Raw genomic sequence first — 14299 nt, forward strand, 5'->3', positions numbered from 1 at the left:
TATGAGCAATACTATCCAATACGAATATAAACCCGAATATCTGGCCGTTTCGGTCCCTACGAAATACAAGTACGAAAATCTTCGTAGAGAGGAAATGGTTTTGAATATGGGTCCGCAACATCCTAGTACACACGGGGTTCTGCGACTGGAAGTGGTGACAGACGGTGAAATCATTGTTGACGTTATCCCGCATGTGGGTTACCTGCACAGATGCTTTGAGAAACATGCGGAATCACTGCCTTTCAATCAGATTATCCCTTACGTGGATCGTATGGATTACGTCGCGGCCATGAATTCGGAGCATGCATATGTGATGGGGGTGGAAAGAATGCTGGGCATTGAAAATGATATCCCAAAACGCATTGAATACATTCGCGTGGTCGTCGCGGAATTGAACCGGCTGGCCTCACATTTCGTAGCATTAGGGACTTACGCCATGGACATCGGAGCTTATACGCCGTTCCTGTGGATGATGCGTGACCGGGAACAGATCCTCCGCTTGCTGGAATGGACTTGCGGTGCAAGAATGCTCTATAATTACATTTGGATAGGGGGTTTATTCTACGATTTACCTGTTGGTTTTGAAGAGCGTTGCCAGGAATTTATCAAATATCTGAAACCCAAGTTAACAGAGTTACAGCAACTTGTAGTCGACAATAAAATTTTTATCCAACGCACAGCGAATGTTGGTGTGCTGCCATTGCCGGTTGCTATCAATTACGGTTGCACAGGCCCAATGCTGCGCGGCTCAGGCTTGCGTTACGATCTCCGAAAAGTGGACGGTTACTCCGTTTATTCCGAACTGGATTTTGAAATTCCCATTGGAGAAGGGAAAATGGGAACAACCGGCGACTGCTGGGATCGTACATGGGTGCGTGTATTGGAATGTTGGGAATCGGTGAAAATGATTGAGCAAAGTCTCGAACAGCTTACCGGAAATTACAAACGAACCCGTGATTTTGATCCGCAGGCCATTGTACCCAAGAAAATACGGCCAAAAGCAATGGATTTTTACGTTCGGGGCGAAAGTCCAAAAGGTGAACTGGGCTTCTTTTTCAGGACCGATGGCCGTTCCGATATTCCCTTTCGCTGCAAAGCCAGATCCTGTTGTTTCCATAATCTGTCTGTGATTGGTGAAATCACAAAAGGGTCGTTACTAGCCGACTTAGTGGCTGTTATCGGTTCTATTGATGTTGTAATGGGAGAGGTGGACAGGTAGGGGCAAAAAAAGAGCCACCTTTCAGCAGCTCTTCTTTATATTATATTCTTTTAGAAGTCCTTAAACAGCCTGCGCAACGCCTACCAGATCGTGCTTGGCTAAAAACTCAGCAATTTGAACGGTGTTTGTCGCAGCGCCTTTGCGAAGATTGTCTGCTACAATCCACAGGTTCAATGTTTTAGGCTGAGATTCGTCGCGGCGGATGCGGCCAACAAAAGTCTCGTCTTTTCCGTGAGCCGTTAATGGCATTGGGTAAAGTGCTTTTTTAGGATCATCCTGCAAAATTACACCTTCCGCTTCGCTCAAAATCCGGCGTACTTCGTCGATATCAAATTCATTCTCGAATTCAATGTTAACTGCCTCTGAGTGACCGCCGATGGTTGGGATACGAACCGTTGTTGCAGTTACTGCAATGCTGTCGTCGCCCATGATCTTTTTCGTTTCGTTGGTCATTTTCATCTCTTCCTTCGTGTAGCCGTTATCCAGGAACGCATCAATGTGCGGCAATACATTCAGGTCGATCTGATGCGGGTAAACTTTTCCTTTGCTATGGTCGCCGGCGCGTTCTGAGAAAAGCTGGTCAACCGCAGCCTTACCCGTTCCGGTTACCGACTGATAAGTGGAAACCACCACGCGTTTGATTTTATATTTTTGGTGCAAAGGATTCAAAACCACCACCATTTGAATGGTTGAGCAATTTGGGTTTGCAATAATTTTATCTTCTCTTGTCAATTCACCCGCATTAATTTCAGGAACGACCAGTTTTTTGGTCGGGTCCATTCTCCATGCCGAGGAATTATCGATCACTGTAATGCCGGCTTCTGCGAATCTAGGCGCAAGTTCCAATGACGTGCCGCCGCCTGCTGAAAATATCGCTATCTCAGGTTTGGCTGCAATGGCTTCCTCAAATCCAATCACCTTTATCTGTTTACCCTTGAATGTAACTTCCTTACCAACAGATCTTTCAGATGCAACGGCTAATAATTCCGTCACCGGGAAATTACGCTCTTCGAGCACTTTGAGGATTTCGCCGCCTACCAAACCGGTAGCGCCTACTACTGCGATTTTCATTCTAGCATTAAGATAAAAAGTGAATAGAAATTTGATTCCCTTTCTCCGCCTGAGCAGCTGAAAAGTGCCGCAAATTTACGAGGAAATTTAGAATGAATGTGGATTTTTACATTTTATGCGCTGGAATTCAGGACAAAAAAATGAATTGCATCACCAAATCCATATTTTTTCAGGTGTTATGCAAGCATCCATGCGAATGTCATATTCGTTAATGTCGACAATGCTCGTAACGGGCTCGAAGAATGAAAGCCCTGTTTTCACAGCATTTGGGCGACATTTGGCTAAAAACCGATCGTAATATCCGCCGCCATAACCGACTCTATATCCCCGTTCGTCGAAGGTTAGTAAGGGAATGTAAATAATGTCAATTTCTTCAACATAAACCGGTCGAGAGGTTGAGGGATCGGGTTCCGGAATGCCCCATTGGTTGTCATTTAGGCGGGTTTGCGCATCAAGCACATAATGTTCCATTTCCTTTGGTTTTGGAATGACATAGGGAGCAACAATTCGAATTTTGGGAAAGAACGTCTGTAACTGCCTGATAATGTTCCAGGTGTCGATTTCCTTCTTGTTGATTTGGGGTAAAAAAATATGAACTGTCTCGCCGCCATTTATCGCGATCGATTCAATAAGATTTCGAGTGATAAGATCATTCTTGGCTGAAACTTCATCGTTTGTGAGATTCATTCGTTTTTGAAGGAAATCCCTGCGTAACGAAGCCTTATCCATTATTTCTCGGTTTTATATCAAACGGCAATATCGAAAATTAGACTAAGGCTGCCAAAGTTAACTCCTTAACAATGTTGTCCTTTTTTCGCCTTTTTACGCTATTGTTCGTACTTTCACGCTCGCATTTTAAAATCTTTAACCATAGTTTATAAACAAGACATGAGCAAAATTAAAGTTGCAAATCCCGTAGTGGAGCTTGACGGAGACGAAATGACCAGAATTATCTGGAAGTTTATTAAAGAAAAACTTATTCTGCCATACCTGGAACTGGATATTAAATATTACGATTTAGGCGTGGAATACCGCGATGAAACGAACGACCAGGTTACCATAGATGCAGCCAATGCGATTAAAGAATATGGTGTGGGTATCAAATGCGCAACCATTACACCGGATGAAGACCGCGTTAAAGAGTTCAATTTGAAACAAATGTGGAAATCACCAAACGGAACAATCCGTAACATTCTGGACGGAACCGTTTTCCGTGAGCCGATCGTAATGAGCAATGTGCCTCGTTTGGTAACAAACTGGACTGCTCCTATCATCGTTGGTCGTCACGCGTTTGGTGATCAATATAAAGCAACTGATTTTGTTGTTCCTGGAAAAGGAAAGCTTACTATCAAGTTTGAAGGCGAAGATGGACAAGTAATCGAGCACGAAGTGTATCAGTTCAAAGGCCCGGGCGTTGCGATGGGAATGTACAACATTGACGAGTCGATCCGTGGATTTGCTTATGCTTGTTTCAATGTTGCCTTGGACAAAGGATGGCCACTTTACCTTTCGACAAAAAATACAATTCTTAAAAAATACGACGGTCGCTTCAAGGATATTTTCCAGGAAGTTTACGAAAGCGATTATGCAGGAAAAGTGCATTATGAGCACCGTTTGATCGATGACATGGTTGCCTCTGCATTGAAATGGGAAGGAAACTTTGTTTGGGCTTGTAAAAACTACGACGGTGACGTTCAGTCGGATACAGTTGCACAGGGTTTCGGTTCTTTGGGATTGATGACTTCTGTTCTGGTAACACCGGACGGCAAAACAATGGAAGCTGAGGCTGCGCACGGAACGGTAACACGTCACTATCGCGAGCATCAGAAAGGAAAGCCAACTTCTACAAATCCAATTGCATCCATTTTCGCATGGACACGCGGTTTGGCTTTCCGTGGAAAGTTGGACAATAACCAACCATTGATCGATTTCAGTCTTGCACTTGAAAAAGTGTGTGTTGAAACGGTTGAAAGCGGCAAAATGACGAAGGACCTTGCTGTGAACATCCACGGAAATGATGTGAAGCACGGTGAGCATTATCTTTATACAGAGGAATTCCTTGATGCAATTGATGAAAATCTGAAAGCTGCATTGGCATAATTCACTGATAATCGTTTACAAAACGCCACTGATTCATTGCGAATCGGTGGCGTTTTTGTTTAGGTATCATTTTGGTATACTATAATTCGTTATAAATATTACCCCCATAATAAGTTGAAACCACATTTTCTAAGCATAATGATGCTGTTTCTTTACCTGTCATTCACAGGTGTGGAATCATATAGCCGGCCAATGCAAATACCTGACGAGCAACCTGTCGCCAAGGCGGACTCGGTCGAGAAGATTGTTTTGCAAAAGGACATTATTGACGTGCTTAAAGGCTTGCGAAAAAAACACCGGCAAGATTCGGTAAAGGTGGATACGGTTTTGAAAACGGGGAAAGTCTTGTTTTCTATTGTTCCGGCATTTGGCTATACATTAACCTCTGGTCTAATTGGGTCAATGAATGTGAATTCCGCGTTTTATTCGAGCGATCCGCACAAAACAAGGCTATCCAGCATTACTGCAAACTTCATTTACACACAGTACAAACAAATCACTATTCCGCTGCAAGCCAGCATCTGGACGAGGGATAACGATCTCAATATCCTGACAGATTGGCGTTATTTCAAATATCCGCAGGATACTTACGGTCTCGGGCCTGATAGTGAACTAAGTGATGCTTCCCAGATTGATTATAAGCACGTTCGACTGCATCAGACAATTTTGAAAAAAGTGACCGAGTCATTCTATGCCGGAATCGGTTTTTTTTATGACTATCGCTGGCGCATCCGGCAGGAAGAGAGTAATCCAGACGTTACGAAATACGGTTTGACACCGAAATCAGTTTCAGCCGGGCCGGTAGCAACATTGGTTTACGACAACCGTACAAACTCTATTAATCCCGAAAAAGGCTTTTACACTAGCGTGCAATATCGGGCAAGCCTTAAAAAGCTTAATAGCACTAGTAATTGGAGCTCAGTGATTGTCGATATCCGAAAATATTTCAATTTCCCGCAAGGCAGCAGAAATACACTTGCATTCTGGAATTATAACTGGCTGGTTGTAAGTGGCAAAGCGCCCTATCTCGATCTTCCCAGCACCGGCTGGGATCCAGCAACCGCTATGGGCCGCGGCTACATTCAGGGCCGTTTCCGCAGTCCCAAATTGTTATATTTCGAAACTGAATACCGTATGTCTCTCACCCGCAACGGCTTAATAGGCGCCGTCGTCTTCTGCAACGCCCAAAGCGTTTCCAACTGGCCCTCAAATAATTTCACCAAAGTCGCTCCTGGCGGCGGCGTTGGGCTACGCATAAAAGTCAATAAAAAATCAAGGGCAAATGTGGCTATTGATTATGGATTCGGGATGAAGGGGTCTAGGGGGCTGTTTGTGAATTTGGGGGAAGTATTTTGATTTCAAGAGCTAATAGCCATGCGAGTTCGGCTTTTCTTTGGCATTTCATAAAGGATGTGTAACTTTATTGAAGCACACTATTGTTAGATAATGTTTCAATTAATTTTCACTGACAGAGCTTTAAAGAGCTTGAAAAGTATTCCTAAGACAGACTCTACCAGAATTCTGGATAAACTGGAAGAGTTGTCAAAAGCTCCTAATCTTGCAGGAAACATAAAACGTCTGCAAAATCATCCCTTGGCAATTTATCGATTAAGAGTTGGTGACTACCGTGTTTTATTCGACAAGGAAGACGCGTTGAGGATAATTGAGGTTATTGATATTGGTCACAGAAAACACATTTACTAATGAATTTACATGCGCAAATAATTGAAGAGTCGGGGAGGCCAAAGTTTGCGGTTTTACCCATAGATGAATACGAATCGCTGCTAAAAGAATTGTCGGAATTTGACAGCATTGAAGACCTGGCAGATTATTTAAAAGCAGTAAAAATCAAGTCAGAAAACAAAAACTGGCACTCACTCGACCAGGTTAAAGCGGAGCTGGGCCTTTAATTCAATACTTCTGACAAATCTTTCTTCGCATTACACAATACAACTTCTAAAAAACACGTACCTTTGCGGGCAATTTGTTCATACAGATCGCAGTACCTTCTTTAACTAAATTATTGTTGCAATGTCCGCAGTAGCAGAGCAAACCCAGGTTGCACCCCGGTTATTGGCCGACCGGATCAACGCACTCGAAGAATCTTCGACGCTTGCGATGACTAAAATGGCACGCGAATTGGCCGCACAAGGCCACAAAGTAATCAGTCTGAGCGTAGGTGAGCCGGATTTTAAGACGCCCGCACACATTTGTGAGGCTGCTAAGAAAGCCATTGATGATGGTTTTCATGGTTATTCTCCGGTTGCAGGTTATCCTGATCTGCGAAAGGCAATTGCTGATAAGTTAAAGCGCGACAATAATATAGATTGGAAACCAGAGAATATAGTAGTTTCAACAGGAGCGAAGCATTCATTGGCTAATGTGATCCAGGTCTTGATTAATCCAGGCGACGAGGTTGTAATTTTTGCGCCTTACTGGGTGAGTTATTCAGAAATGGTGAAACTGGCTGAGGGAAAATCAGTTGTGGTCAATGGTGAATTCGATAACGATTTCAAAGTAACCGCTGCGCAATTGGAAGCTGCCATTACGCCACGCACCAGAATCGTAATGTATGCTTCTCCAAACAATCCAACAGGAGCGGTTTACTCAGAAAAAGAATTAAGAGAAATCGCGGCAGTGATTGAAAAACATGAAGACATTTATGTTTTGGCTGACGAAATCTACGAATATATCAACTTCACAGACGAAGGGCATTTTAGCATTGGGTCCATTCCGGCATTAAAAGACCGCGTCATTACCGTGAATGGTGTGGCAAAAGGCTATGCAATGACCGGTTGGAGAATCGGGTTTACGGCTGCTGCGAAATGGATTGCTGATGGCGTTGAAAAATTGCAGGGCCAGGTTACTTCCGGAACCAACTCCATTGCACAGAAAGCGGCAACGGCTGCGTTCAACGGTCCTATGGAGCCGACAATCGAAATGACAAAGGCGTATGCCCGTCGTCGCGATCTTGTTGTTGGTTTGTTGAGAGAGATTCCCGGATTTAAGGTAAATATGCCTCAGGGAGCATTCTACGCATTTCCTGATGTAAGTTATTACTTCGGAAAATCGGACGGCACGACGCAGATCAATGACTCGGATGATTTTTCAAACTGGTTGTTGAACAACTCATACGTTTCAACAGTGGCTGGTTCAGGCTTCGGGGCACCCGATTGCATCCGGATCTCAACCGCGGCTGCTGACGAATCGCTTGTTGAAGCTGTTCAACGCATTAAGGATGCAGTAGCGACTTTAAAATAATAAAAATTGAAATCATAAAAGCCTCATAGGTGTTACCTGTGAGGCTTTTGTATTCCCGGGCAAACGGAACCGGCCGTTAATCGCAATATCTGTATCAATGAGTAAGTATTATTTTTTAAAGGTTAAGGAGATAGAGAAAGAGACTGAGGAGGCTTCGACGCTGCATTTTTGGCATCCGCTGAATGAAGTGGTGGCGTATCGGCCCGGACAATTCCTGACTTTGCTTTTGCCGGTTGATGACAAAAAAATAAGGCGTTCCTATTCCATGTCGAGCTCGCCTTACACGGATGTTTCTTTGGCCATTACCATAAAGAGAGTCCCCGGCGGCTATGCCTCCAACTTGCTGCTTGATTCGGTCAAAGTGGGTGATACATTGGAAGTTATGGAGCCCATGGGCGCGTTTTTTCCAAAACAAAGTGATGATCAGACGCGGCAAGTTGTTTTTATAGGGGCAGGAAGCGGTGTAACACCATTGTTTTCAATTTTGAAATCCATTTTAATGGTGGAGCCGGAAAGTGAAGTTTTTCTTATTTATGGCAGCAGGAGCGAAGAAAGCATTATTTTTAAAAAGAAAATAGACGCTTTGGAAGCGAAATATGGAGCGCGTTTCAAAGTGGTGCATACATTAAGTCAACCTTCCGAATCCTGGGAAGGGGAAAAAGGGCGATTGAATAAAAGCCATCTGCTCAAAATCGTTGAGAAGTTACCGACATTGAATAAATCCGAAGCGGAATTCTTTCTTTGCGGGCCGGAAGATATGATGGAGGAGGCGCATAGGGCATTAGCCATTTTGGCGGTTCCCGAAAACAAGATCCGTAAAGAAAGCTTTATGACGGCAACTGCCGCACAACCTGGCGAAGTGACTTTGGAAGAGGAAGATGATACATTAAAGACGCGCGAAATTACATTGTTTTACGAAGGAGCGGAATATAAGCTGCCGGTAAAACCGCACGAAACAATTCTCGAAGCCGCGTTAAATATGGATATTGATTTACCATATTCTTGTCAGGCGGGAATGTGCACGGCCTGTTTGGGCAGGTGCACTTCCGGAAAAGTACATTTGGATGAAGAAGACGCACTTTCGGAGGCTGAATTGAACGAAGGGTTTATTCTAACCTGCGTGAGTCATCCGATGAGCGATGATGTGATTATTGAAGTGGAGTAAAAGAATAGGCATTTAAAAACAAAGCGGGCAATGTTCACATTGCCCGCTTTGTTTTCATTTATTAGAAATCGGTGGTTTAGGTGCCAGTGGTGCTTTTGCAGGTTTTGCAGGAGCTGGCGGTGGTGGTGGAGCCTGACCGTTGCGGATGGAAGTGGCTCTTGCTGCTCGCGGAACTCTCGCGACCCTGGGCTTTTGCATTGATCTCGCCTCATATTTGGCAAGCCCACGCGATTCTAGTCCCATCTTTTCGCTAATCGTTTCCATTTTCTCGCGAATGCCGTCGACTTCTTTTTCAAGATTGCGAATAGGCTCTTCAGCATTCAAAGTTTCCTTTCTTGTGGAAGCGATCTGGGCATTTAACTCAGAGATAACTTGTTCTTGCGCTTTAATTTGTTGCTCAAAATCAGCAAGTTGCTTTTCCAGTTCTGCTTCATTGGTTTTAGCATCATTAGAACGCGACCGTTCCAAAAGCGATGATCTTTTTTCCATCAAATCTTCCCGGAGTTCCAAAGCGCCTTCCTTTTTCCAGTCAAGCTTTTCCATGTTGCGTTGCACGCGCTCAACGTCAAACCTGTATTTTTCCATTTCCAGATTAATTTCCTCAATGCGCTGATTATAAGGCTCCATTTCCGCTTGTAATGCCTGCAACTTGCGGTGGATCTCGTTCATTTTCTTCTGGGTCGAGTCGTCCAAAAATGGACCAGGCTCTATGCCCGAAAGATCGATATCAGGAATGTCAAATTCGGGAATATCAAATTCAGGGACATTTACTTCAGGAATTTCAATGTCGGCCAGTTCTATAACCGGTTCAATTTCGTCCAATTCAGCAATAGAATGATCTCTTGTTGGATATTTATGAGGGGATTGTCTTTTCTTGGTCGCATGTTGCACCGATTTTTTTGCTTTGTCTTTTTCGCTTTTCTGCGCCACGGCATAAACCGAAACACCAATAACAAGGCTTAAAGCAAAAAGCATAACCGGCAGATTTCCCAGCGTTCTTGCAGGCTTTGGATTTAAACCCAAAACTCTCTGCACCCTTTGCAGCAACAACGGTTTTTTCGAAGCAAATGCCATGGCAAAACCAGGCGTATGCTGCCATTCGGCCACTTTTACCAATGCGTGGGCCAATGACATTTTATCTCCGCAAACACTTAATGCAATGTCGTCGCAGCAATGTTCTCGCTCCGCACGGATGCGGTCGGACAACCACCAAATGGCGGGGTGGAAAAAGAAAACAACTTCCACAAATGATTGTAGCATGTTGATCAGATAATCATTACGTCTGATATGCGCCAGTTCATGCGCTAAAATTGCTTCCACTTGCGCAGTAGAAAATCCTGAAAGCAGTCCGATAGGGATGAGAACAACTGGGCTAAGCGCACCAATGACCATGGGCGTTACAATTTTGGCTGTTTCACGAAACTCTACGGATTGCGTAATGTTCATTTTCGCAGTCATCACACCAAATCGCGCGCGCCACTCTTTGTCCATGACAATGTTTGCTTTCATACGCAGTCTTTCAGTAAAAATCCATCCGCCGGCAAAACGCAAAAGCAGAAAGGCCGCGCCAATAAGCCAGCAAATCACAAGCTCGTTAATATGGGCAGAAAGCCACATTTGTACTTTGAAGGAAAGCGGCAGTTTCAAATTCACGGCACGGCTGGCTGTGGAGCTTGCAAGGTGTAGCATTTCCCTAGGCGTGCCGGTTATACTTGCGCTAACGAATGCCGTTGAGGTTGCTTTAAAATGATAATAAATAAATGTGAGTGCGGATACACAAACCTGAGCCGACAGAAATCCTACGCCAGCGATGTATTTCAGGTTGGCAGATTTGCGGCGAAGCAAATAAAAAGTTGCGACAGCAAGAATCGCAATAAATGTGGCCTGCCAGAACGAGTGGATCAATGTCCATCCGAAAGAAGTGACGGCAGCGTCAGAAAGAAGGTTTTGGATCAGTTTCATGGCTAACGGTTGTTTTCCAGGTTATTTAATAACTCACGTATTTCATCTAATTCTTCTTTGGAAGTGGTATGATTTCCCAGCGCCTGCATAACCATTTGCGCAGCCGATCCTTGAAAAGCAGTTTCAACAAGCTTACCCAGCAAATTCTGCTGTGTCTCTTCTTTTCCTAGCAATGCAACATAAATGTGAGAACGCCCTTGTTCTGTCCGGTACAAAAGTCCTTTGTCATGCATGATCTGCATCAACTTCAAGGTGGTTGTGTATCCAACGTCTTTGATTGCGGACAGGGCGTCGTGAACTGCGCGTACCGTACTTGGGCCGGCTTGCCACAAGTAATTTAAAATTTCTAGTTCGGAGTCGGTGGGCTTTAAGTACATGGCGATAATTTGATACGATAATCTTCGTACCAAATGTCTACGAAAAAAATCGTACATGCAAGCACTAACTACGATTTTTTTCGTAGTAAAAAGTTAAAGTAAGTTAAAAGGCTGATATGGAGTATTATATACAAAGAAATCCGGCTAAGCTTAGCCGGATTTCTTTGTATGAGAATTATGGTTTGCCTAAACGTAAGTGTTTAGCATAACAGGCATAACCAGCATTAAGATGTCCTCATTCTCTTCCTGATCAACTGGGATGATCAAACCGGCCCGGTTTGGAGCAGATAATTCGAATGTAATTATTTTGCTTGAAAGGTTACCTAACACTTCGATCAGGAACTTTGCATTGAAGCCGATCTCCATGTCGTCACCATTATATTCGCACATTAAGCGCTCATTTGCTTCATTGGAATAATCAAGATCTTCCGCAGAAATAACGAGATCATTCAACGACATTTTCAGGCGAACCTGGTGCGTTGTTCTGTTCGAGTAAATGGAAATACGTCTTAGCGAACTAAGGATTTCCATTCTGTTTATGGTAAGCGTATTTTGGTTATTTGTAGGAATTGCATTTTCATAATCCGGAAAGCGCTCGTCGATCAAACGGCAGATCATGCGAATGTTTCCAAAGCTAAAAAACGCATTGCTGGAAGTGAACTCAGCCTTAACCGGAAGGTCCTCAGATGGCAAACACGATTTCAATAAATTCAATGCTTTGCGCTGAATGATCATGGACGTGTCCACTTCCGACTTAATGTCCGTGCGGCGATATCTAACCAGTCGGTGACCATCCGTTGCCACGAAAGTTGCGTTTTCAGTCCCCATTTGAACAAAAACCCCCGTCATAGCTGGACGAAGATCGTCGGTGCTGGTTGCAAATAATGTATTCGCAATGGCTGCGCCTAATGATGAGGAAGAAAAGTCAACGGACTGACCGCGGTTAACGGCTGGCGTTTTTGGGAAATCGATTGGATTTTCTCCTGAAAGCTTATAGCGACCATTGTCGGAGATGATTTCAGTTCCGAATGTCTCGCTGTTTACTTGTAGTGTAATGGGTTGTTCGGGCAGCCCGCGAAGTGTGTCCAGCAATAATTTCGCAGGAATAGCAATGGCTCCCTTTTCGGACGACTCCACTTCGATTTCGGTAATCATCACCGTTTGAAGGTCGGACGCAGTTACCGTTAATGTATTTCCTTCCAATGATAAAAGGAAGTTCTCAAGAATGGGCACAATTGGGTTCGTTGAAACGACACCGTTTATAGCAGACAGCTGTTTTAGTAGAACTGATGACGAAACGACAAACTTCATAATTCGTGACGTAAGTGTTTAGATGATAAATTTATAGAATAGCAGATTTGAAAAAATCTGTCTTGTAGTGAACAAAAGTATAAAAAATTACGGATGAAGCAGCCCTTGTCAGGCGAATTTTCGTCTGCGAATGTAGTATCGCAAGGCGCCGAAAACTCCGATGAGCGCGATGGGCAAGAGTAAATTAAGCGCCTGCCAGAATTTCTTCTTTTCCTGGATCTGGATTTTGTCCAATGCCCGAATGTCGATCTGTTTGTTGCGCGCTTTGATTAATCCGTTGGCGTCGGTCATGTAATCAAGGGCGTGCATCACGAAGTCCTTATTTCCGAATGTCTGCTTCGTCACGCGGTCGTAGCCGAGTGGGAGAGGCGCATTCCTCTTATAATCATAATCATTCACGATCAGATCGCCGTCCGAACAAATGATGACTTTTGCGGGACTTCCAGTTGATTTAAATTTCGCAGCACGCGGATCTCCCGGCAAAATCCGGTTAGCAAACAGGGAAGTAAACGGCCCTTCCAAAAGAACACCTGCCAGTTTGGTCCCACCATTATATGTGGCCGCATCAGGATCTTTTCGTGCCTCGTTATAACCCACAAGCACGGGTGTGTTGAGAATCTGAGTATTTTCGGAAGTCATTAGCAAAGGCGTTTTTTTAATGTTGTCAGCGCCCCCAACTGTATCAATTGAGCTCAGAAACCTTGTATAAACGGCATTAACATTTCGTGTAATGATATGTTTACCAAAATTATTCAGCAAAGGAAAAAAGCGCCAGGGAACCGGCCTGATTTCGGGCTTATCACCCATATTGCCAACATTTAAGAGTATTTCTGCGCTGCTTTTCAAATCCTTCACAAGATTTGTATTGACCCGAGCGCCCCATTTGAAAAACAAATCACTCAAATTAAGATCGAGGGGTTGCGCATAATTTCCGTCCAAACTAACGCTGTCCACGCGCGCGCCATCAACGAAGAAAAGTGCTTTTCCGCCGCCCATCATGTATTGGTCGAGCTTATATTTTTCATCATCCGAAAAAGCGCTGTCTGGTTTCAGCACTAGTAATGCATCCAATCCTTCGTAAGATTCAGGATTGTTCATGTCCAGGAACACGTCGTAGCTTTGCTGAATGGTCGCGATCAAGTCGCTGAGCCGTGCGGGGGAGATTTTGGTATGACTTACAACCAGTCCGACTTTTTTGTGCTCCTGATCGCTCAAAAGCCTGATCGCAGAAGCGATCTCAAATTCTACGCCTTCATAAGACTGGTTAAGCTGTTCTTCCGGCGAGCTGGATTTATTTCCTTTCAAAAGCTGGACCGGCACAGATAATGTATCAGCCTGAACGATCACACCGGGGAAAATGATTTTTTCTGTCCGCTTACCGTCTTCATTTGCAAAGACATTTGTGGGCGTTAACCCTCTGTCAACCAGGTTCAAATATTGTTTTTGCCTTTGTTCCTCGCTTGCAGCCTCAGAAGGGTCGGAATAATTGACGATCAGATGGCCGTTGGAATAAGTTTTAAACTCGTCCAATGTTTCCCTGGTGGCGCTTTCCAGTCTTTCAAGACCTGCCGGCAAATCGCCACTCAGGTAAACATTGATGATTATATCTTTGTCCAAATCACCTAAAAGCTGTTTAGTAGCATCAGAAATGCTGTAACGCTTATCCTCGGTAAGATCCCAGCGAAAAAAGAATTGTGATGCCAAAAAGTTTACTCCGGCGAGCAAACCTATTATCAGGACAAACCGGAGTGTTGTATTTTTCATTCAGGAAGATCGGGCAGATTAGATATAAAACAAAAAATGGACGATGCTGTGTCCAGTATAAACGTCCAT

Annotated in this window: 13 protein-coding genes; 7 read left to right on the plus strand and 6 right to left on the minus strand. The window is 44.1% G+C overall.

The genetic code is table 11. The annotated features are described in order from the left end of the window. The first annotated feature begins 1 nt into the window (after position 1). A complete protein-coding gene (locus NFI81_RS19995; protein ID WP_234615348.1) occupies positions 2-1219 on the plus strand; it encodes an NADH-quinone oxidoreductase subunit D in 1218 nt (405 codons plus the stop codon). 60 nt (positions 1220-1279) lie between these two features. Here NFI81_RS19995 and NFI81_RS20000 read toward each other — a convergent pair whose 3' ends face one another. Continuing rightward, on the minus strand, positions 1280-2290 hold the full coding sequence (locus NFI81_RS20000; RefSeq protein WP_234615347.1) for an aspartate-semialdehyde dehydrogenase: 1011 nt from the start codon (positions 2288-2290) through the stop codon (positions 1280-1282). Between the two features lie 150 nt (positions 2291-2440). After that, positions 2441-3019, minus strand: coding sequence for a 5-formyltetrahydrofolate cyclo-ligase (locus NFI81_RS20005; protein WP_234615346.1), 579 nt, complete (start codon positions 3017-3019; stop codon positions 2441-2443). A 159-nt stretch (positions 3020-3178) separates the two neighbouring features. On the opposite strand from NFI81_RS20005, the gene NFI81_RS20010 reads away from it, so the two are divergent. The 6 genes from NFI81_RS20010 to NFI81_RS20030 all read left to right on the plus strand — a co-directional run bounded on the left by NFI81_RS20010 (position 3179) and on the right by NFI81_RS20030 (position 8816). Beyond that, positions 3179-4390, plus strand: coding sequence for an NADP-dependent isocitrate dehydrogenase (locus NFI81_RS20010; RefSeq protein ID WP_234615345.1), 1212 nt, complete (start codon positions 3179-3181; stop codon positions 4388-4390). Positions 4391-4582: 192 nt separating this feature from the next. Next, positions 4583-5746 carry a BamA/TamA family outer membrane protein gene (locus tag NFI81_RS20015; RefSeq protein ID WP_234615344.1) on the plus strand — a complete coding sequence of 388 codons (1164 nt, stop codon included), beginning with the start codon at positions 4583-4585 and terminating at the stop codon, positions 5744-5746. Between the two features lie 90 nt (positions 5747-5836). After that, positions 5837-6094, plus strand: a complete 258-nt coding sequence (locus NFI81_RS26530; protein ID WP_374759490.1) for a type II toxin-antitoxin system RelE family toxin — start codon at positions 5837-5839, stop codon at positions 6092-6094. Further along, a complete protein-coding gene (locus NFI81_RS20020; protein WP_234615343.1) occupies positions 6094-6300 on the plus strand; it encodes a prevent-host-death family protein in 207 nt (68 codons plus the stop codon). Before NFI81_RS26530 ends, NFI81_RS20020 begins: the two co-directional genes overlap by 1 nt. 121 nt (positions 6301-6421) lie before the next feature. Then, complete coding sequence (locus NFI81_RS20025; RefSeq protein WP_234615342.1) at positions 6422-7651, plus strand: pyridoxal phosphate-dependent aminotransferase; 1230 nt, start codon at positions 6422-6424, stop codon at positions 7649-7651. A gap of 97 nt (positions 7652-7748) precedes the next feature. After that, a complete protein-coding gene (locus NFI81_RS20030; RefSeq protein ID WP_234615341.1) occupies positions 7749-8816 on the plus strand; it encodes a ferredoxin--NADP reductase in 1068 nt (355 codons plus the stop codon). A gap of 54 nt (positions 8817-8870) precedes the next feature. Here the strand turns inward: NFI81_RS20030 and NFI81_RS20035 are convergent, their stop codons facing one another. The 4 genes from NFI81_RS20035 to gldG all read right to left on the minus strand — a co-directional run bounded on the left by NFI81_RS20035 (position 8871) and on the right by gldG (position 14230). Then, positions 8871-10778: a M56 family metallopeptidase gene (locus tag NFI81_RS20035; RefSeq protein WP_234615340.1), complete on the minus strand. Its 1908-nt coding sequence runs from the start codon at positions 10776-10778 to the stop codon at positions 8871-8873. Positions 10779-10780: 2 nt separating this feature from the next. Further along, positions 10781-11155: a BlaI/MecI/CopY family transcriptional regulator gene (locus tag NFI81_RS20040; protein ID WP_234615339.1), complete on the minus strand. Its 375-nt coding sequence runs from the start codon at positions 11153-11155 to the stop codon at positions 10781-10783. 186 nt (positions 11156-11341) lie between these two features. Beyond that, a complete protein-coding gene (dnaN, locus tag NFI81_RS20045) occupies positions 11342-12466 on the minus strand; it encodes a DNA polymerase III subunit beta (protein WP_234615338.1) in 1125 nt (374 codons plus the stop codon). Between the two features lie 108 nt (positions 12467-12574). Further along, positions 12575-14230, minus strand: a complete 1656-nt coding sequence (gene gldG / locus NFI81_RS20050) for a gliding motility-associated ABC transporter substrate-binding protein GldG (RefSeq protein ID WP_234615337.1) — start codon at positions 14228-14230, stop codon at positions 12575-12577. Between the last annotated feature and the right edge of the window lie 69 nt (positions 14231-14299).

Origin of the sequence: Dyadobacter fanqingshengii (assembly GCF_023822005.2) — a bacterium.
GTDB classification, from domain to species: Bacteria; Bacteroidota; Bacteroidia; order Cytophagales; family Spirosomataceae; genus Dyadobacter; species Dyadobacter fanqingshengii.